Annotated in this window: 22 protein-coding genes and 2 pseudogenes; 6 read left to right on the top strand and 18 right to left on the bottom strand. The window is 54.2% G+C overall.

The genetic code is table 11. The features are described 5' to 3' along the window. Nucleotides 1-156: 156 nt before the first annotated feature. The 5 genes from CBB62_11195 to CBB62_11175 all read right to left on the bottom strand — a co-directional run bounded on the left by CBB62_11195 (nt 157) and on the right by CBB62_11175 (nt 3858). Nucleotides 157-1863 (bottom strand): hypothetical protein, encoded by a 1707-nt coding sequence (locus CBB62_11195; protein OUT40033.1) that lies wholly within the window; start codon nt 1861-1863, stop codon nt 157-159. Next, nucleotides 1860-2165 carry a hypothetical protein gene (locus tag CBB62_11190; protein OUT40032.1) on the bottom strand — a complete coding sequence of 102 codons (306 nt, stop codon included), beginning with the start codon at nt 2163-2165 and terminating at the stop codon, nt 1860-1862. Before CBB62_11190 ends, CBB62_11195 begins: the two co-directional genes overlap by 4 nt. A gap of 1 nt (nt 2166) precedes the next feature. After that, the gene (locus CBB62_11185; GenBank protein OUT40069.1) at nt 2167-2934 is read right to left on the bottom strand and encodes a hypothetical protein; all 768 of its coding nucleotides are present in this window, start codon (nt 2932-2934) and stop codon (nt 2167-2169) included. 76 nt (nt 2935-3010) lie between these two features. After that, nucleotides 3011-3559, bottom strand: coding sequence for a cytochrome B (locus CBB62_11180; protein ID OUT40031.1), 549 nt, complete (start codon nt 3557-3559; stop codon nt 3011-3013). After that, complete coding sequence (locus CBB62_11175) at nt 3559-3858, bottom strand: hypothetical protein (GenBank protein ID OUT40030.1); 300 nt, start codon at nt 3856-3858, stop codon at nt 3559-3561. The genes CBB62_11180 and CBB62_11175 overlap by 1 nt, the downstream gene beginning before the upstream one ends. A gap of 116 nt (nt 3859-3974) precedes the next feature. Here CBB62_11175 and CBB62_11170 point away from each other — a divergent pair, with 116 nt between their 5' ends. The 3 genes from CBB62_11170 to CBB62_11160 are packed head-to-tail and all read left to right on the top strand — an operon-like array spanning nt 3975 to nt 6396. Then, on the top strand, nt 3975-4322 hold the full coding sequence (locus CBB62_11170) for a hypothetical protein (protein OUT40029.1): 348 nt from the start codon (nt 3975-3977) through the stop codon (nt 4320-4322). Then, a complete protein-coding gene (locus tag CBB62_11165; GenBank protein ID OUT40028.1) occupies nt 4319-4999 on the top strand; it encodes a DNA-binding response regulator in 681 nt (226 codons plus the stop codon). The genes CBB62_11170 and CBB62_11165 overlap by 4 nt, the downstream gene beginning before the upstream one ends. After that, nucleotides 4996-6396, top strand: coding sequence for a hypothetical protein (locus tag CBB62_11160; protein OUT40027.1), 1401 nt, complete (start codon nt 4996-4998; stop codon nt 6394-6396). Before CBB62_11165 ends, CBB62_11160 begins: the two co-directional genes overlap by 4 nt. Before the next feature lie 111 nt (nt 6397-6507). Here the strand turns inward: CBB62_11160 and CBB62_11155 are convergent. The 3 genes and pseudogenes from CBB62_11155 to CBB62_11145 form a co-directional block, all read right to left on the bottom strand. After that, nucleotides 6508-7207, bottom strand: a pseudogene (locus CBB62_11155) (IS6 family transposase). Nucleotides 7208-7543: 336 nt separating this feature from the next. After that, nucleotides 7544-7753, bottom strand: coding sequence for a cold-shock protein (locus CBB62_11150; protein ID OUT40026.1), 210 nt, complete (start codon nt 7751-7753; stop codon nt 7544-7546). 304 nt (nt 7754-8057) lie between these two features. Beyond that, a pseudogene (locus tag CBB62_11145) lies at nt 8058-8477 on the bottom strand (IS6 family transposase). 81 nt (nt 8478-8558) lie between these two features. Between CBB62_11145 and CBB62_11140 the strand changes: the two are divergent. After that, a complete protein-coding gene (locus CBB62_11140) occupies nt 8559-9458 on the top strand; it encodes a restriction endonuclease (GenBank protein ID OUT40068.1) in 900 nt (299 codons plus the stop codon). Between the two features lie 15 nt (nt 9459-9473). Here CBB62_11140 and CBB62_11135 read toward each other — a convergent pair whose 3' ends face one another. The 7 genes from CBB62_11135 to CBB62_11105 form a co-directional block, all read right to left on the bottom strand. Then, nucleotides 9474-9740 (bottom strand): hypothetical protein, encoded by a 267-nt coding sequence (locus CBB62_11135; protein ID OUT40025.1) that lies wholly within the window; start codon nt 9738-9740, stop codon nt 9474-9476. A 141-nt stretch (nt 9741-9881) separates the two neighbouring features. After that, complete coding sequence (locus tag CBB62_11130; GenBank protein OUT40024.1) at nt 9882-10748, bottom strand: transglutaminase; 867 nt, start codon at nt 10746-10748, stop codon at nt 9882-9884. Between the two features lie 84 nt (nt 10749-10832). Next, nucleotides 10833-11177, bottom strand: a complete 345-nt coding sequence (locus CBB62_11125) for a hypothetical protein (GenBank protein ID OUT40023.1) — start codon at nt 11175-11177, stop codon at nt 10833-10835. Nucleotides 11178-11283: 106 nt separating this feature from the next. After that, on the bottom strand, nt 11284-12090 hold the full coding sequence (locus tag CBB62_11120) for a transglutaminase (GenBank protein OUT40022.1): 807 nt from the start codon (nt 12088-12090) through the stop codon (nt 11284-11286). 1008 nt (nt 12091-13098) lie between these two features. Continuing rightward, entirely contained in the window at nt 13099-13569 is a 471-nt protein-coding gene (locus CBB62_11115; GenBank protein ID OUT40021.1) for a hypothetical protein, read from the bottom strand. 46 nt (nt 13570-13615) lie between these two features. Continuing rightward, the gene (locus tag CBB62_11110; GenBank protein OUT40020.1) at nt 13616-13960 is read right to left on the bottom strand and encodes a hypothetical protein; all 345 of its coding nucleotides are present in this window, start codon (nt 13958-13960) and stop codon (nt 13616-13618) included. Nucleotides 13961-14187: 227 nt separating this feature from the next. Next, nucleotides 14188-14922, bottom strand: a complete 735-nt coding sequence (locus CBB62_11105; protein ID OUT40019.1) for a Crp/Fnr family transcriptional regulator — start codon at nt 14920-14922, stop codon at nt 14188-14190. Between the two features lie 157 nt (nt 14923-15079). On the opposite strand from CBB62_11105, the gene CBB62_11100 reads away from it, so the two are divergent. Both CBB62_11100 and CBB62_11095 read left to right on the top strand, forming a co-directional pair. Beyond that, nucleotides 15080-15316, top strand: coding sequence for a hypothetical protein (locus tag CBB62_11100; GenBank protein ID OUT40018.1), 237 nt, complete (start codon nt 15080-15082; stop codon nt 15314-15316). A 97-nt stretch (nt 15317-15413) separates the two neighbouring features. After that, nucleotides 15414-16733 (top strand): Na+/H+ antiporter NhaA, encoded by a 1320-nt coding sequence (locus tag CBB62_11095; protein OUT40067.1) that lies wholly within the window; start codon nt 15414-15416, stop codon nt 16731-16733. 51 nt (nt 16734-16784) lie between these two features. Here CBB62_11095 and CBB62_11090 read toward each other — a convergent pair whose 3' ends face one another. The 3 genes from CBB62_11090 to CBB62_11080 form a co-directional block, all read right to left on the bottom strand. Continuing rightward, nucleotides 16785-17360 (bottom strand): recombinase, encoded by a 576-nt coding sequence (locus tag CBB62_11090; protein OUT40066.1) that lies wholly within the window; start codon nt 17358-17360, stop codon nt 16785-16787. A gap of 470 nt (nt 17361-17830) precedes the next feature. After that, entirely contained in the window at nt 17831-18673 is an 843-nt protein-coding gene (locus tag CBB62_11085; GenBank protein ID OUT40017.1) for a hypothetical protein, read from the bottom strand. After that, nucleotides 18670-19389 (bottom strand): hypothetical protein, encoded by a 720-nt coding sequence (locus CBB62_11080; GenBank protein ID OUT40016.1) that lies wholly within the window; start codon nt 19387-19389, stop codon nt 18670-18672. Before CBB62_11080 ends, CBB62_11085 begins: the two co-directional genes overlap by 4 nt. Nucleotides 19390-19695 lie beyond the last annotated feature (306 nt).

Raw genomic sequence — 19695 nt, 5'->3', positions numbered from 1 at the left:
AAAGACCGTATCTGGGGAATTATGGCGGTGCTGTCAGACTAAACGCAACAGGTCTCAGATTTCCTGCTGAAAAACATACTATGCAGCAAAGCGTTGAACAGTCGAATATAGAAATATCGATTTGTCTATATATGCAACACAGCACTGATATCACTATTATTTAGACTGGTTGACCAACGCCAGCCAGTCGCGGTTGCGGTAGCGGGTTGCGAATTCGACAGCACCGGGCAAATCCATGGTCGGATGGCGATCACGGAGCAGGACAATGCCGTCGGGGTGATGGGTCAGCCAGAGTGGGGCATTGTCCCGTGTCAGTTCATCAACCGGGCGGGTCAGTGGCACGAAGGCACCAAGCTCGCCGTCATAGCGTCCGATATTGGCCAATGGCCGGTCGCCAAGATGCTGGGCCAGATAGGCCGCCATTGGTTCCGGCGAAAACTCACGCCGGACAAAGCCACCACCGATGAGATGCACAATCACAAACAGCATCAGGCTCTGGCAGCAGAGCAGGACAACGGTATTCGTACCGGTCTTGCCATCCCGTCGATCAGGCAGCCGAACAGCAGCAAATACGCAAAAGACAATCAGCACAGCCAAACCGGTCAGGGTCGCCGGGCGGCTTAACTCACTGATGAAGTCGAGAGCATTGGGAGGCAGAAAACCGGGCTGCACCAGAATGACACCACATAAAGCCATCGCAATAAATGCAGGTAGTATTGGCAACAGTCCCAATAACCGCCCAGAGCTGAAAGCATTGCCCTGTCGATCCAGACGGTTGGCCATCATGGCAATCCAGATCGCAGCGGCAGGCATGAGCTGGATCAGGTAGTGCGGCTTCTTCCCGCTGATCAGCGAGAACAACAACAGGCCGGACAGGAACCATATGGCAAGCATTCTGCTCGATGCCGTTGTCTTACCCTCCGACAACCGCCAGCGCTTCACGGCATCGGTCGCCATGCGCCACAGATCAGGCCATAAGACCCATGGGGCGAGCAGGATTGGTGCCGCAACCAAGTACCACCAGATCGGTTCTTTATGGGCGAAGGAATTGTGCATGCGGCCCGCTGTCTGTTCCCAGAGCAGCTTTTCGGCAAAGGCCTCGCCGCCGGTTAATGCGGCCGGTATGGCCCAGGCTGCCAGTATCAGACCGCCGAGCAAGACGCCGAAAAACAGACCACCATACCAGTTCCGAAAGCTGCATGACGCACTCCCTGGAGGTCGCCAGAACTGCCAGCCGAGACCAACCGCCATGACCGAAACCAGTGCCACCGGCCCTTTTGCCAGCATGGCAAGGCCAAGCCCGAGAGACAGGGCGGCAAGTTCCTGCCAACACCATCGTCCGTGTTTCGCGGCATCCCATACAGCCGTGACCGAGACGAGAATGCCGGCCGTCAATAACTGGTCGAACATCACCAGCGTGCCATAGATGGTGATCAGCACCGAACCGGAATAGACCATCCCGGCAAGCATCGGAACGTCAGCGGCATCGGGGCAGAGACGACGCGCCAGCCGCATGGTGAGGGCCACAACAAGCATGGCCTCGAAAAACGGCAGGATACGGGCGAGCGGCACGGAAAAGCCGGTCAGTGACCAGACCGCATTGATCAGCCAGAACAGCAATGGCGGTTTGTGATCATAGGGCTGAAAATTGCGGCTCGGCACCAGCCAGTCACCGGTGTGAAACATCTCCCATGCCACACTCAGATAACGGGTCTCATCCACCGGCAAGGGCGGGCGCAACAGAACGGCATGACCACAGGCAATCAGCCAATAGCCTGCGATGAGCGCCAAAGGCAGCCAGTATGCAAGGCTGGCACGACCAGCCTGTTCGGCTGGTTTAAGGACAACGGTATCAAGGCTCATGGCACTGATGCACCTTCCACGTCATCAAGCGTCGCTGCCCGTGCAGATCGTTTGAGCAGGACCAGATTGCGGGTATAGACCACAAGCCCGGTCGACTGTCCCAGAATGATCACCGGATCCTGACGCCAGATCGCATAGCAGAGCAGTGCCGCCCCGCCACCGATCGACAGGTACCAGAAAACTTCCGGCACAATGCTGCGTCCGGCACGCTCACTGACCAGCCATTGCACCAGAAACCGGGCGGAAAACAGTGCCTGCCCGGAAAAACCAAGCGCAAGCCAGAGTGTTGTCGTGCTGAACATCTCAGAGCCTTGATTGTATGGATTGAGACTGTGGGCGTGTATCCGGGTCGGCATGAATGCGGGCGCGGTTGCGCCGATGCTGCAGCCGCATGACACCGGCCAGATCGAGAATACCGGCCAGGGCTCGATCAATCGTGCCGTATTTGGATCGGCCATGGCTGCGCGGGCGGTGGTTCACGTCAACCGATACCACATCGCACCCTTCCCGCTGTACGAGCACCGGCAGAAAGCGGTGCATATGATCGAAATATGGCAGTTCCAGATACAGGTCACGCCAGATCGCCCGAATACCGCAGCCGGTATCGTCAACGCCGTCATTCAACAAACGTCGCCGCAGCCCATTGGCAAAGCGGGACGACAGACGCTTGACCAGACTGTCCTGCCGACGTTTGCGCCGCCCAGCGACGAGGCCGATATGGCGGCCCGCATAGCGCAGGGTTTCAACCAGACGCGGAATATCCGCCGGATCATTCTGGCCGTCACCGTCAAGCGTGACCACAATCAGCCCCTCTGCCCGCCGGACACCGGACAGCATGGCGGCACTCTGGCCGCAGGGCTGGCGATGCCGCAGACCGATGATAGCGGCATCAGCTGCTTGCAGATTGGCAAGCACTGTCGGGGTCGGATCAGTACTGCCGTCATCGATCACGATGATTTCGTATCTGTAACGCCCCTCGACAGCGGCAGAAACCTCCGCCACCAGCGCGGCCAGATTCTCGGCTTCATTGAGCGCGGGGATCACCACCGACACTTCGACAGCGGCATTCATGTTGATGGTAACAGCAAGTTCGCTGCCGGTTGCGATGCAATCGGGCATGGGATTGGCCTTTTCCATGATGGTGAGTTCAGTCTCGCCGCTTCCGCCCGGTCAGCATCGAGAGCACGAGATTCTCGTGATGCTGGCGGGAAGCGAGGACGACGCCTGCGATGTGGAGAAAAACAAGGATGAGCGTGGCGTTGACGATGAGTTCATGCACATCCTCAACCCACTCAACGCCCCAGAACCGGTCAGTGGTCATCAGGAAGCCCGACAGCGCGATAAGCGAGACTGCCAGCATCAGGGCCAGCACCATCGCCCCACCTGCCGGGTTATGCCCCAGATAGCGGCGGGGATGGCCACGGCGTATGTCCCGCAGATAGTCGAGGACACTGCCCGGCTTGCGGACAAAATCGGCAAACCGTGCATGTGTCGTCCCGACAAATCCCCAGATGACCCGGAACGCAATCAGTCCAGCCGCGATATAGCCGACATTCTCATGCAGCCAGCGGATCTCACCACCGCTGAGATATGCGGTGATGAATGCCGCTACCAGCGACCAGTGAAACAGCCGTACAGCCGGGTCCCAGACCCTGATTGTGCCCGACTGCGCCTGACCTTCCGTTTCGACAGTCATCAGTCAATGTCCTGATCGACGATGTCGCCTGTCGTTGGATCGATATACAGCTCGGCCTTTTCATGCTCCGGCGTGATCACATAGGCCTCGGCGCAATGCTCTTCCGCCTTGACCTTGCGAACCTCATAGCCCGCCTCGGTCAGCTGCTCCTTGATCTCGTCAAGCGACATCCAGGCACTCTCCGGCGCTTTGGTACAGACCAGATCATCATTGTCGGCCAGGGCATTGCCGGAACCGCCAGCAATCGCAGCCAGGGTGATCACAGCAGCAGAAACAATACGAGCAAAACGCATATCCATCTCCCGGATTTCAGAGGGTTAAAAATCGATGAGCGGATACTAGGGCGGGATTACTGATGGCATCCTGACGCCGGATGTCAGATAAATGTCAGGTTCGTTGAGGCAGAGTGCGCATCATGATGACCAATCCTTGCAAAAGACTGTTCGACCGTCTGCAGTACACGCTCGTTTGCAGCCTGCTGTTGTGCCTGCTTGCCGGCATGGCACAGGCGGATATGCTCGGCAGCGCTCCTGATCACGAACAGGCACGGGCCGCGATGGAACGCGGTGAGATCAAACCGCTGGTCGATATTCTGGCCCTGACCAGAGACAGGCTGCATGGCCAGTTGATCGAAATCGAGCTGGAGCAGATCGATGACCGCTGGGTTTATGAATTTGAAATGATCCAGCCGAACGGTGAAGTGATCGAATATTACGTCGATGGCAGCACCGGCGCTTTTGTGGATCAGGAGCTGAAGCGTTGAAACTGCTCGTCATTGAAGACGACGAACGGCTGCGTGGTCAGATCGTCCGGGCACTGGAAGGCAATGGCTATGCCGTCCTGTCCACCGGCGATGGCATGGAGGGCTGGGAGCTCGGCTCGGTCGAGACCCTCAGCGGTATCATCCTCGACCTCGGCCTGCCGGAACTCGACGGCATGACCATGCTGCGGCGCTGGCGTGAGGAAGGCATCAATACGCCCGTGCTGGTCCTGACCGCCCGATCAAGCTGGATCGAACGGGTCGATGGCATGGATGCCGGTGCCGATGACTACCTGACCAAACCGTTTCGCACCGAGGAACTGCTCGCCCGTCTGCGCGCCCTGATGCGGCGTACCGGCGGATTTGCCGCGCCGATCATGGAGGCCGGGCGTCTCAGCATCGATCCGCGCCAGATGAAGGTCAGCAAGGACGGCCAGCCAGTCGACCTCGCCCCGCTTGAATACCGTCTGGTGATGTGCCTGATGACCCAGCGGGATCGCTGGCTGAGCGGTGCCGATCTGCTCGAGCTGATCTATGACCATGCCGATCAGAAAGACATCAATGCCGTGGAAGCGCTGATCGCACGGACAAGGCGCAAGCTGGGCAAGACAGAGATCGAGAGCCGCCGGGGCTTCGGCTATCGGCTTGCGGGCGAGGAAGAAGGCGTGGCCGCGCCATGATTGTCCCGCTGTTTAAGTCCTTGCGCAGCCGGCTGCTGCTCGGCACCCTTGTCTCACTCCTTATCATGCTGTTTGTCGCCCAGATCTTCATGAGCGACCTGTTCGAGCGGCATGTGGAGCAGCGGGTGCATGACGAGTTGAACGAACGGCTGAACTTCATGGGCGCCAAGCTTGATAACGCCCTCGGCACCGGATCGGCACAGAATGCGGGTGAGTTACTGGGCGAGGAACTGGCACGGCTTGAGCCGGGTTATCAGCGACCTCTGAGCGGTTACTACTGGCAGGTTGCCACCAATGGCCAGACATTGCGCTCCCGCTCGCTATGGGACGCCTCGCTTGACGTCGCAGGTAACACCAGCAACGGCAGCATTGACTTCATCCCGGTTCAGGGGCCCGACGATCAGCCCCTGATCGCCGCCTTGCGCACAGTCAGCAGAAGCATCGTGATTGATGGCCGGCGCACCCCGACTGTTGCCCATCTCATCGCCACCGTGCCACGGAGCGAGGTTCATAATGCGCTCAAGGCCTTTAAAAGCGAGATTGATATCTATCTCTGGATTCTCGGCATCCTGCTGTTTCTTGTGGGCATGGTGCAGATACAGATCGCCAGCCATCCGCTGAACCGGATCAGAAATGCCGTCAGTGCCATCCGCCGGGGCACCATAGCCCGCCTGCCCGGCACCGGCCCAAGCGAATTGACCACGCTGGTCAGCGAAATGAATGACCTGCTGGATGCACTGGATCAGGCGGTGGAGAAAGCCCGCTCACGGGCAGCCGATCTGGCCCACGGCCTGAAAACACCACTGACGGTCATTCAGGGAGAGATGGAGCACCTGCGGCATACCGGTGTCGTAACGGCAGAACAGGCTGAAGGGATCGAACAGGCGGTCGACCAGCTCGAAAACCATATCCGTCGTGAGCTTGTACGCGCCCGCGTGCGCGGTTCAACAGCCGGTGCTGTGACCCGGCTGGAAATACGCCCGCATGTCACCCGCATCGTGCAAATTCTGGGACGTCTGCCCCAGGCCTCGGACATAGACTTCGTCATCACCATCGATGAGGATGCCAGTCTGGCCATCGATGCCAGCGACTTCACCGAAATCCTCGGCAACCTGCTGGAAAATGCCATTCGACATGCGCGGACCGAGATCGCCATCAACTATGTGGCCGGTACCCAAAACATCATCCTGTCGATCCGTGATGACGGCCCCGGTGTCGCAGAAAGTGAACTCGGCAACCTGAAGCTACGGGGCCACCGGCTGGACGAACACATGCACGGCTCCGGCCTCGGCCTCGCGATCGTCGAGGATATTGTCGAGGCCTATAACGGCCGCCTCGAACTGGAAAGCCAGCACAATCACCACTTCCAGGCCCGCCTGATCTTCCCCGCTGTTTAGGACAAAACAAGGCACGGTGCTGCCAGATTTACAAAGATCGTATCCGGGGGTTGATGGCGGTGCTGTCAGACTAAACGCATCGAGTCTCAGATTTCCAGCCTAAGGTTTATTTCAGGCCGCCAGCAGCTGGCGCCATTCTGCGAGGGCCTGGTTGCGGAGGCCCTTGTATCTGGAGCGGGTTTCGAGTGAACGGTTTTGGTTGAAGTGGTTGTGAACTAAGGCATGTATTGAGGCGAACTTTTGCAGGCAGCTTATCTGCCTGAACCGGCGCATTGCACGCTCCCATCGCCGGAATGGTAAATGCGCATTCTCCGCCCGGTTGTTCAGATACCGGCCAGTATGCTGGCTAGCTTCATTACCGATCTCAATCATGGCGGCGCGATATGAGCGCAGCTTGTCCGTGACGATCACTCTGGGCTGGCCGTATTGCTTCATGGCCTTCTTCAGAAACGTCAGTGCCGCCGCCTTGTCGCGCTTTCTGGTAACGAAGCTTTCGAGTACTTCGCCCTCATGATCCACCGCTCGCCACAGGTAGTGCGTAACACCATCGATCTTCACGCAGACCTCATCGAGATGCCATCGCCATTATGTGTTGCCGCATCTGTTGTGCACGCTGTTTTCGGATCTCACTGGCCATCAACGGGCCGAACCGGTTCCACCAGTAGCGCACAGTCTCATGGCTGATATCGATGCCACGCTCGTGGAGCAGATACTCAACGTTCCGCAGTGACAGCGGAAACCGGACATACAGCATCACGGCCAAACGAATGATCTCAGGAGAGGTCTTGAAATAGCGAAACGGATTGCTCATGCCGCGACACTAACACCAATCAGCTTAGGAGGCAGTTTCTTCTGACAGCGCCCCTCAACAGGTTTTTGCTTCGAGCCGTACCTGCCTCAGACGCGCGATCTTACTCTCTCGACGCTCAGCATCAGCACTGATTATTGCCCTTGCAACTTTGTTTGTTATATCAGCCTTCGTCTCAGCTTTCGAAACTCTAGGTTTAAAAAGAGTATGTTTATTATAAGTCTTATTCATTTTTACCTCATAATTAAAAATAAAGGCCGGGCGAACCCGGCCTCCGTTATACATCTATTCAATCAATGCCAGTACATCCGTGGTCAGAGATGGATAGATGCGACATCATTATGCTGCGACAAGATTTTCGGCCGCGCTCTTACCGCTTCGGCTATTCATCACAACATCAAAATTTAATTTCTGACCTTCGGCGAGCGAGTCCATGCCCGCACGCTCAACCGCGGAGATGTGAACAAAAATATCTGATCCACCATCATTACGTTCAATAAAGCCAAAACCCTTGGAAGAATTAAAAAATTTTACAGTACCAGTATTCATGACGATTCCTTTCAATCAATCATAGAAAATCACTGCTGCACAGCATGTGCAACAGAGTTAGATATCACAAATTTGAAAGAGAAGGTCAGTTTCAGCGTATCGCTGGTTTACAAAAATTCAAAAGCAAATATGTTGTTCGTAACTAAACATATAAAAACAATTTTAGCAAATTTATAATCAGCATTTATCAAAAAAAATAAAACGCCTCTCTTTCTCAAGTAAAATAAAATTTAGAAAACACGACCAAAATTGATGCCCTCAAGCTAAACGCAACCTCTATCAGATTTCCAGCTTGAGGATTATTTCAGGCCGCCAGCAACTGGCGCCATTCTGCGAGGGCTTGGTTGCGGAGTCTCTTGTATGTAGATCGGGCTGTCTGTGAACGGTTCTGGTTGAAGTGGTTGTGAACGGAGGCGTGTATTGAGACGAACTTTTGCAGGCAGCTCATCTGCCTGAACCGGAGCATGGCACGTTCCCGTCGCCGGAATGGTAAATGCGCATTCTCCGCCCGGTTGTTCAGGTATCGTCCGGTTTTCTGGCGATCTTCATTACCGATCTCAATCATGGCGGCGCGATATGAGCGCAGCTTGTCCGTGACGATCGATTTTGGCTGGCCGTATTGCTTCATGGCTTTCTTCATAAACGCCAGTGCCGCTGCCTTGTCGCGCTTTCTGGTAACGAAGCTTTCGAGCACCTCGCCCTCATGGTCCACCGCTCGCCCGAGGAGGCAGCTTCTTCTGACAGAGCCTCTTAATCGGAAGCTTTCAAGTTGGCTCTCGCTTAATTTATGGGCATTCTGAAGCGCATGACTTTTGGTGTTTTCATTCATCGAACAGACTCAATCTACGATGATGTCCCTTCGGAAAGATATCAGTTTCCGAAACAGTACCTCACACGTGCGCAGCAGTGTGAGGGCGATTGGATTGTTTATCTTGAACCTTCAAAAGTGAGGGGCACGAAAGGTTATTTCGCCGTGGCCAAAGTGCAAGAGATCATTGCCGACCCGCGAAACGCTGACATGCATCTAGCTGTCATCGAACCTGGGTCATATCTAGACTTTGGCGACCCGGTACCGTTTCGCGATGCTGACGACATCATAGAGCAGGGCCTTTTGAATGATGATGGAAAGATATCGGGCCGTGCTCAGGCAGCTGTAAGAGTGCTATCTCCAGAAGACTTTGCACGGATCGTTGAACGCGGTCTCGGAAAGGATGACGATATCCTACCACGAACTGATCAAAGCGTGCCGGTCAGTGGTTTGCAAGAAGCGCATGCACCATTTCAACATCTGCCCGCCCGTCAACGGATAAGCCAGTTAACGAACCGTGCTGTTCGTGACCGGAACTTTCGAAAAAACGTGCTCCGCGCCTACGGTGAACGATGCGCAATAACAGGGCTACGAATTATAAATGGCGGCGGACGTGCAGAGGCCGAGGCCGCTCACATAAAACCAGTGGAGCATGACGGCCCAGACATTGTGAGCAACGGGCTCGCACTATCCGGCACTGCACATTGGATGTTTGATCGAGGATTGATTGGGCTATCCGACGATTTGGATATACTCGTATCCAGGCAGAGTAATGATCCTGATGCCGTAAAGACTATCGTCAACTTGTCCGGTAAGCTTATGGCTCCAGACCGTCCTGCCAACCGGCCGAGGCGCGAGTTTGTTGCTTGGCACCGAGAAAATTGTTTCAAGCATTAGCCCCCCCCCTTTTTTTTAGTCGTTCACTGGACCTCCTGCGGCTTCCGGCACATCCTTGACCGAGAGCATTCTCAGCTGAGCNCGGGTCAGCTTCTTGGATGCAACTGACAGCCGTTTGGCCTGGCGGCGGAGATAGGTCTCAAACAGGTTGCGCACGGCGCGGCCGTTGCCGAACCGGTCGCCGCGCGGTGTGGATAGGCCGATATAGGGCTCGCCTGCCTTATCGGTTGCCCGGCGTGGAGCATGCCAGCAAATCCCGCTGTTTCTTCTGACAGTGCCCATCGTGGCTTAGATTTGTAAATTCAATAACTTATCTTATGGAAAGAAAGATCAGGCGGCGATCAGCTCGAGGCAGGGTCCGTAACTGGCACCAACCTTCGCGGGCAAGTTTATTTTGCAAGCCAAATCAACCCTAAATTAGGCTCATCCAGCATGGACAGCTATCAGGACAACCATTTCGATGAGATCCGTGTCGGTCCCGCGGAAACTTCCGCTCACAGGAGCAACTTGCCCAATATGGCGACCAACGGCGACAGGAATAAGATTGCCTGAACCTACTGCCTGGTTCGTGGGGTCGAATGCAATCCAGCCAGCCCCTGGCACAAAGACCTCAACCCACGCATGAGTGGAACCGCCGTTTGTAGAGCCTGTCAAACAATCCGATGAATCAAGTAGATAACCTGAAACTAGCCGGGCACCAAAACCAAGAGTTCTAACGGCCTCTGCAAACAGAACTGCAAAATCGCGGCAGGACCCCCAGCCTCTGTTCAATGTATCCAGTGGCGCTTGCGTGTCCTCGGTGTAGCGCGCCTGGTAGGCAATCTTTCTGAACACCCCGTTCGAAATATCCTTGAGTAGTGATAAGGTATCGGTGGGACGATGCATGACGAAACTATTGACCCAAACTGCCAGACGATTGTCTGGGTCAGAGTGCTGCGATTGGGAAAGTGCGCCAATATCTGTCCAGTCATCGTCCGAGTACGAAAACGGGTAGGATATTGCTGAAGCAGCGATATCAAAAATTGGCCAAACTGGAGCGGTCAATTCCAGTACGGCTACACTCTTGATCTCCATGATATTGCTAAGGGCAGCAACGTCTGCTGTGGCGACAGAGTTGCCCGCCACATCTTGTGCCCAGGTTATGGACGCATGAGGCGTCACGTCGAGGTTGAACGAAATTAGCCGAAGGTCCCGTGTCTCGCGCGGGCGCAACATTAGTCGGTGTTTGCCCAAACCAACCGGATTCCGATATCGGTAGATTGTCTCATGCACAACTTTCAGTGTCACCATCTTCTACCCTCAGTACGACATCCTGTGTGTGGGCAATAGGATGCCAATTCGGCTATCGGCGGACGCCCTGATGCGTATGCATGGTCACTTCTCTGTGCGCTCCTGCTGGATCAGCCGCGCAAGATCACCGAGCGCGCGCTTAATGAGTTTTTGTCGCCTCGCATCCTGGGCTTCAGCTGTCTCGGCATAAAGCCTAATCAGATATTGTGCCTTTATCGTCGCCTCATGCCAGTCCGAGGCCGGTTCGGCGAGAAGTTGCTCTTCAAGCTCTTCCTGTCGTAGGCGAAGCGCCCTCTGATCCGCCTCGAAGTCTTTTAGGGAGTGCCGCCGGATTTCGGTCTCGATCTTTCCTTCCGCACTTCGTCTTGCATCGAGATCAACCGGATCGTCCATCATTATTGGGTACTCCTTTGAAACAGTGTTCAGCAACAGCTTTGGCTTCAGTGGAAAGAGGGGAAGCTGATTTCAGCTCGCAATAAATATCGACATTGAAAACTCAGATATATTCAGCTGTTCCTGCTTTATAAGGCTTCAATCACGTTAATTGATTAGTCCAGACTTCGAAATCTGTCATTGTGTTCAACCCGAATGTTTGCGTCAAAGGCACATCTGCGGCATCCCGCCCTCGTGCAACAAGTATTCTCGCAGTTCTCCTCTTATTGTTTCGCGGGTCGAACACCCACCATTGACCATCCAGAAAAACCTCCATCCAAGCGGCGAAGTCCCCCGGCGGGTAGGGATGAGACTCGCCTATATCACTGAGGTAACCTGTGCAGTAACGGGCCGGAATGTTCATGCATCGGCAGAAGGTGATAGCGAGATGCGCAAAATCACGACATACCCCGTGTCGCCCTGCCAGTGTATCGGAAGCCGTGCGCGTCGCACTTGCCTGCATATAATCGAATGACACATTCTTATGTACAAAGTTGCAAATCGCCTGTACCCGTGCCCAACTTGGTGGAGTATTCTCAAACAGGCGCCATGCTTCCTCCGAGAGAATGTCCGTATCGCAATAGCGGCTCCCTAAAAGGAAGACCAGTGTATCGGAAGGCAGATCTTGAACAGAATGTTGGATTGCATCCGGCGATATGGGATCAAGTGTACCAGGATCACGAAATATACCATCGGAATATAATGTGAACTTACCGACAGGCGCCACCAGTCGTGTGCACCAGTTCCCAAAGCCATCTCTGTAGTTTTCGATCGGCACGCTGGGTGAGGTCACAAGATAATCGGCTCGCTCCAAATCGCCAAAGCGAGAAAAATGAACATTTAACATTGCAATTAATGGTGTCGGTTGTGCAAATTCATAGCGTAGACGACAGCCTATACTAACGCGCATTTCTGATGTCCTATCAAATCGAGAGGCAGGTGTATTATTGCTGAAGGACGCATGTCCCTCTTTTCAATTGGAAGCCTCGATTGCAGCGCCACTGGTTACCAGAGCGATCTAGATGTCCGTTTTCTGGAACGTCGATCAAAACACACGTGCTTTTCTGAGGCTCGTACCCGCGCTCGCAGCGCCATCCCGGTCCATAAGGTCTCGGATCGAGAAAAGCATTGGTGGGCAGTAGTATTGCCTCACACCCCTCTTTGATTTTAGAATATCCTCTTTCACAGGACCAGCCTGACCGGTAATTATCATCTGTAAGATATCCGTTCCGGGGTACAGCAATCTGGATGCATTTCTGTGCGTTTTCCGTGAAACCGCGATCGCACTCCCAGCCCGAGATTGAAGGTCGATCCGATAGATGTGCGTTGTCCGGCAACACAATGAGTACACAGGTTTCTCGTTCCCGCCGAAACCCACGGACACATTGCCAGTTATAGCCCGAAGATTCGAGAAATGCATTGGCCGGGATATGAATTGGATTACAGGATGCCTTGCCTATTTCCTCGTATCCTCGGTGGCACGCCCAGCCCGTTCCATATGATCGTCCTGTCGCATAGGCATGTTCTGGAATCATGATCCTGATACACTCAGTACCGCTTAATCGGTAACCAGGGATACAGTCCCAACCGCTGCCATAGCTTCGCGGCTGTGCGTTATCAGGGAGCGGACTGGTTGTGCCATTCTGTGCAAGCGCCGGGAAAGCAACACACGAAACTATGCCGGCCAGTGCGAACATCCTTACAAGAAACCGTACCAGCCTGCTTCCCTTGGGTTCACCGCCGCCAGTCACTTCCTCTTTTCTGGACTTCGATTGCCACCGTCGGGGCATAACTTTTTGCCGCCCCGCCCGGGTAGTAGTTGGCAAGATGTCGTCGACATCAGCTATCGGCGGCATGCCTTCGTTTTCAGCCTCCTGAATTGGAAATTCTCGCGGTATTTTTGGTCTGATACCATTCGTCATCGCAGGGACAGTTTCAACAAGGCAGCTGCCGTCATGGCTTGCTCTTTTTGGTGGTAGTCGCCGTGAAAGACGTTATCGACCTTCACTTCCCAAATGCCGTTTCTTTGCCTGATCTGAACTCTTTCACGTCGTACGGGAGAGCCGGATGAAAAATCCTGCAATCTTTTATCCGCTATTGGTTGCGGATGATCCACGGCTTGGGTTGATGCCGAATCCCGAGGCACACTTGCTTCTCCCAGAAGCATTACCGCCCGAATAAATTCGGCTGCGTAATCGTCGGAATCACGATAATCATGCTCATGAGGCACCATCTTCAACGGTGCTACGAATTTATCTTCAAGGTGTTCAACAAAACGTGGTTCCGTGCGGGACATATAGGCGATCAGCGTCTGAAGGACCCTTTCATGGGCGAGCACGCGCCGTTCGAGATCGGTCATCTCAGGAGGCAACTTACTTGTTTGCACCATAGTTATTTAGCCTCGAATGTGCGGATCAGAGATACGGCTGGTTCTCTCAAAGTTCGAGGGCTGAAAGACAGGCTTGGGCGACATCCCGGTCCGGAGTCTCTCCTCCCGGTGCGGTGGCCCAGCCAGTAGCCATCAGAGCATCCCGTTTCTTGTAGCTTGCTGCCGACTCGATCGTTTCCAGCTTTGCCATTCTTTCTGGATCCTTACGAGCTATATCCAGACAAACAGGCACCATGGCCGAGACAACATTGTCCCGGGACAATGCCTGAGCTCTGTCATCTGCGGTTTTGCTTGTTACCCAGCCGCCCCAGGAGAAACCCACGACACCAACAAGAATTGCTCCGATTGCAACGCCGTAGATACCGGGCCTAAGCCATTCAGGGATATTCATGGTAAATCCTCTGTTGAGTAAAGCGCTGCTTCAGTGTTTTTCTTATGCTGACTTTTCAGCTATGGTCGCCCATTCCATGTGGTGCATGAGGGCAGCTATTCTTCTGACTGTTTTGTTTTTATCCTGAAATGGAAGGCTCTGCCCTGATCCAAGTTAGTGGCACCAAATCTCCAGTGCTAACAGATCAATCTGGAAGCGGCCCCGAGAAGATCAGCGATAGCCGATCCTCAGACAAGAAGTGGGCCGCTCTGATCTAAGTAGGCAGGATCAAACTCAGAAAGTTCCACCAATCCATTATAGTTATTGAACGCAACATAGCCGTCCCGAAAGGTCACCAAACCATTTTCGCGAAGTTGCCGCAGTACACGGTTTACATGGACGGCACTTAAGCCAAGAGCATCGGCCAAATGATATTGTGTGAGCGGGCAGCCATACCCTTCTTTGCTCCCCATCCCAACCAGAGCCAGCCGCGCTCCAAGCTCCAGCAGAAAATGCGCCATACGGGCATTCGCGTCGCGTCGTCCTACGCCAACCAGATGCTCAACTACCATGGCCTCATCCCGTGAAACCGCCCAGAGGATGGCCATCGCTAGACGAGAGGTCTTCTCGAATGCCTCCAGAAGGTCGCTTGCAAAAACTTCCGCTGCCTTAATTTCCGTGATGGGCTCGAAGCTATGGTCGGACGTGCGCAACAACACGCTGCGCAATCCAAGAAAGTCTCCTGGTATCTGGAAGTCCACGATCTGTCGCGTGCCATCAGGTTGAAGCTTGTAGGAACAGACCCAGCCATCAGCCAAGATATAAGCGGCCTGATCCGACTGTCCTTGCTGCACGAGATCATGCCCTGCCACGAAGGATCGCTGGCGCATATGCAGACGCTTTAGCACATCCAGTTCATCTTCCGATAAAGCAACAAATGCAAGGAGTTTGCGATTTAATGGACTCAATTCTGTAGCGCTCATAGATTCTCCACCAGTCTATTCAATATTCCAGAATAAATTTGCCATAGACTGATTTCGATCAGTTCAGCATTTCTTACTATCTGAGACTATACTATATGACATATATGGCCATAGGATTTTGTAATCCATCATCGTTACTCGAAAGGAAGCATGCAACATGCTGAACGAGAGGGATCTTTCAGGAATGGCTGCTCTCTCAATTTGCGAAGCTATGCTGTTGACTCTGAACGATCATAAGCTTCTGCCCGAGCATGAAATCGTGAACATTCTCCGCGATGCGGCTGCTTCTCACAAAAACGCGATTGGCACTGATGACGAGGTAGAGGCACACCGGGCTGTTGCCGATCTAATAAACCAGATAATTTCCGGTGGAAACTCAGTCAGAAGACCCTGAGCAGATTGACCCATCACTTTAATTATGGCGCAACTTACAGGATTCATGCTTCTCGCGGCTAATAATAATTCAAAAAGCAATGAAGCACCCAGAGTCAATGGCTGATCAATACGACGCAAAATTGCCTGATGAGGCTGCTGACATGATCACAAAGCCCTTCGCCCGCTTTCTAAAGGTCGAAGCGGCGGCGGGTGGGCTCTTGCTTTTGGCGGTGCTGCTGGGGCTATTGATGGCAAATTCCCCATGGCGCGAAGCTTACATGGGCTTCTGGGAGCCCCCTATTGGACTGACATTCGGCTCTTTGGAGTTCACCCGTTCTCTGCACCGTTGGATCAACGAAGGGTTGATGACCCTCTTTTTCTTTGTGCTTTCGCTGGAGCTCAAGAGAGAGTTTGTGCTTGGCGAATTGCGGAATCCCCGGCAGGCTGCGTTGCCTTTCGCGGGCGCTTTGGGTGGTATGGTTGTGCCGGTCTTGCTCTATCTGACATTGATGTCTGGACAGCCCGGAATGCACGGATGGGGAACCGTGATGGCAACCGATACGGCGTTCGTGATCGGGTGCCTGGCGCTTTTCGGAACCCGGATCCCACCTACCTTGCGTCTTTTCCTGCTCTCCCTCGCAATATTCGATGATGTCGGTGCGATACTTGTGGTCACTCTCGGATACGGGGAGGATTTGAGTGGGTCTGCGCTCGCTCTAGGCTTTACAGGAATTGGCATCGTTGCATGCGCCTCGCGCCTCGGGATCAGGAGCATCCCGATCTATTTTATGCTCGGAGTAGCTATCTGGCTGTGCTTCGATGCCTCCGGTATCCATGCGACCATCGCGGGCGTCATTCTCGGCCTCATGACACCAACACACATCTGGGTGAGCGATATACGTTTACGCGCAATACTTGGGCGTGTGCTTGCCATTCCGACCGGTAATCAGCGGAGCGGAGACGCAGCTAGCCGCAATGAACTCCATCAGGCCGGAAGGGCAGTCACAGAGTCGTTCTCACCGGTTGAGCGGCTCGAGATGCTGCTGCACCCTTGGGTCGGCTTTGCCATAATGCCGATCTTCGCGCTGGCCAATACCGGTATCACGATTCACAGTACCGATTTTGGACAACCCGTCTCCTTGGCGATTATTCTCGGATTGATGCTCGGCAAACCGATCGGCGTTCTTGGGTTCAGCTGGCTAGCCGTCCGTTTCGGCGTGGCGGTGCTTGGCCCCGGTTTGTCTTGGTCGTTCATAGCGGCGGGTTCATTTCTCACGGGAATCGGATTCACGATGTCGCTATTTATCGCCAGTCTGGCCTTTGACTCCGCGATGCTTAATGCTGCGAAGCTCGGAATCCTGGCTGGTTCGGCCATCGCAGCGATAGTGGGAATTATCATGCTTATTCGACTTACATCTGTCGCGGCAAAGGTGTAAAGGCTGGTGCCAGTAGCATCAGATGGAAAGGACGGCCGGGCAGCGATAACATCACTGATCCCCTGACACTTGGCTGCGCCCGCCCGGCAGATGCCGGTAGAGCGTCGACGGCGCCACGCCAAGCCGCTTCGCAACCTGATGCACCGTGATCTCCGGATCAGCCAGCAAGGCCCGTGCATGTGCCAGATCCTCATNGGACAAGGCTGCCGGTCGTCCGCCCAGCCGTCCGCGCGCGCGGGCCGATGCCAGACCGGCCATGGTGCGCTCCCGGATGATCGATCGTTCGAACTCGGCCAGGACCGCAAAGATGTGAAAGACGAGACGGCCGCCGGAGGTGGTGGTGTCGATTGCCTCGGTGATCGAGCGAAATCCGATCCCCCTGCCCTCAAGCATCTCGACGGTCTCGATCAGCTGTTTGATTGAGCGCGCCAGGCGGTCCAGTTTCCAGACTACCAGCGTGTCGCCGTCGCGCATGTAGTCCAGGGCCGCCTGCAGCTGGGGCCGATCGCGCTGTGCGCCGGAGGCCTTCTCCTCGAACACCTTCTCGCAGCCAACAGCGGTCAGCGCGTCGAGCTGAAGCTCGGGCTTCTGGTCCTGGGTCGAGACACGGGCGTAACCGACAAGCACAATCAAGCCTTCCGAAAACTTGTATATATCATAGCTTTTCGGACACTATGTTTCAAGACATAGTTTTCGGATACAGCTGAAGATAGAAAAGCCCGCTCAAAGCGGGCTTCTCAAGGCGTCCGAAAAACGTTCGTTTTCGAAAGCGAAGCGACTGTCAACTAGGGGCTCAAGCTGACCACGTCGATCTTGTGTGTGTTCGGAGTTGCAGCATGGGCGCGACCGGCCCAAACCCGCCGTTCACTGCATGAACCGTTGATGCATTGCAGCTTCCCATAAGCTGGCATTGGTGGGGGAATATAACCCAACCGGACGTGATGCATTGCACAGCATATTCTAACGCTGTGCGGCAGCCCCTCGAAAAAAAGGTGAATTCGCTGAGATTGCTCCAAGGTCCGGCGTCAGTGTTTTTGTGACGCCTATTTGGCTGCAAAGCCGAGCATTGCGGTCGAGACAATAAATACATTTTTTAATTAGAAGCCACTAATATTTCGCTCAGTGTATTGTGACCAGCTGACATCATGCGAGGCAGCAAGAATGCGAACGCCTTTAACAACGTGAACAGACAGAGAATTCACGTCCACTTCAAGTGTTTCAAGACGCCCGTCTAAATCAATCGGAACGTCTTGCATTTCCAATGCAAGCTCAAACGGTGTCTTTGTCACGTCCACTTCGACTGCCCCAGATTCTTCAGATTCTGGCACCTGAACACTCACTCGGTATTCTGGTTCCGGCCCTTCATTGTACATTTGCCAAGTACTTGCATCGATCACGGCTTCTTCAGGATAATCTATTCTTGTTACCCGTGACGACTTGTTGAAGAGCACTACGTTTACGAATTTAGGAACCTCTCCTTCACCCTCTTCCTCTTCGCGCACATCAGTTTGCACGGAAGGGAACAATATACCATCAAGAGGAGTGTCAGTGGCTGCTGACAAGTAGTCTGAAATAACCTGGGTTGGCAGGTATTCCAAGTCTGCGTCGTTTGGCATGACCGGCATCGACATGATCGCTGCCAAGTCTCCAAGAAATTTGGTTCGCTTCAGAAGAGGTAGAAACTCGGGATCGAAGTAGCTCCCGGCGATACCAATCAGTGGCAAAGAAGATAAATCGAGCAATCTAACGTTACGTTTTAGTCGAAATTTTGCCACCAGGACCTGGCTCCCGACTGGTGGGCGAACTTCCGCCAGTGCAGCGTCAGGAACGTTCGCGCCGTAAAAAACCGAAACACCTCGCGAATTCATACGTCCAGCTGAAGCAAGCTTCGAGGGAGGTGGACCAAGCTCGCGGTCTGGCGCCTTCATGGCGCGGATCAAAGAACTTTCAGTCTCAAAATGGCGTGCGCGGTAGAACTCCTCAACCTCGGTATCGGGCCGGCTTCAATCACAAGTGATTTCCCATCTCGCGTCTTCAAGGTGGCGAGATCAGCAAAGATCATCTTTAAAAATTCTGCTGCGCGCGGACTAAAGTATCGGGTCTCAGTCTTCAGTTCCTTTTCGAAAGCCCGCCATTGCCCCCAAACATCAGAATAGTCAGCAGGTGTGTCCCAATAATGTGCATCCTCGTCAAATTCAGTCTCTTCCCAATATTCATCATAACTTGCGTGACGGTCGTTTAGGATCTTTTGCAGATCACGGGCCACGTCCAAGCTAACGCCTGCGACTTCTTCAATGGCGTCAATTGTGGGTTGGCCTTCGCGCCACCATGAGAATTCAATCTCCTTGTCCTTAAGAAGTTGTTCTTCATACCAATTGGGTTCAGCAGGCGTTCGCTCGAAATGATCATTGAAAACGGCTTCTACCCTATCTGCCACTTGGACCAGCGGAACTGTAGGCTCTTCATCGTCGCCACAGTAGTCGCACTTACCCATGGTGCCCGCGCTTTCAACTGCGTCAGACAGATATCCTTCCCCAATACACTGATGACAGATGTTTTTCTGTTCTAATTCCTCAATACACAACTTAGCTGCTCCCGGAAGTATCATCCTTCTGATGATATGCCACGCCCAGCCGGACCCTTCAATTAAGAGCATGGTCCCTGCCCGGGACGGTTTTGCGTCCCATTCAGCTGAGAATCCGTTTGTACGTTAGCCAGCAACCGGTCGTCTATCACCACCCCAGCATAAGGTAAGACGTGCGGTGCGGTCACGCGGTGTCGCAGAGTCTCGTCGGAGACGGCAGTCCCGGTGATGTCTGCTTTCGCAGGATGGCCAAGAGTCTCGCGCATTCGCGGCGAAGGTCCGGAATCCGCCCTTGGCTGTTGCTGAGCCCGCATCGAATGACGGATTTCGGGCATCACGCGGAAGGGTTTGAGCAGTCGCTCTGGGCTGTCCGTACCT

The sequence above is a fragment of the Micavibrio sp. TMED2 genome, assembly GCA_002168225.1.
In the GTDB taxonomy this organism is placed as follows: Bacteria; Pseudomonadota; Alphaproteobacteria; order TMED2; family TMED2; genus TMED2.
The sequence above is the reverse complement of the archived record's forward strand: the minus strand, read 5'-3'. Positions and strand labels throughout refer to the sequence as shown.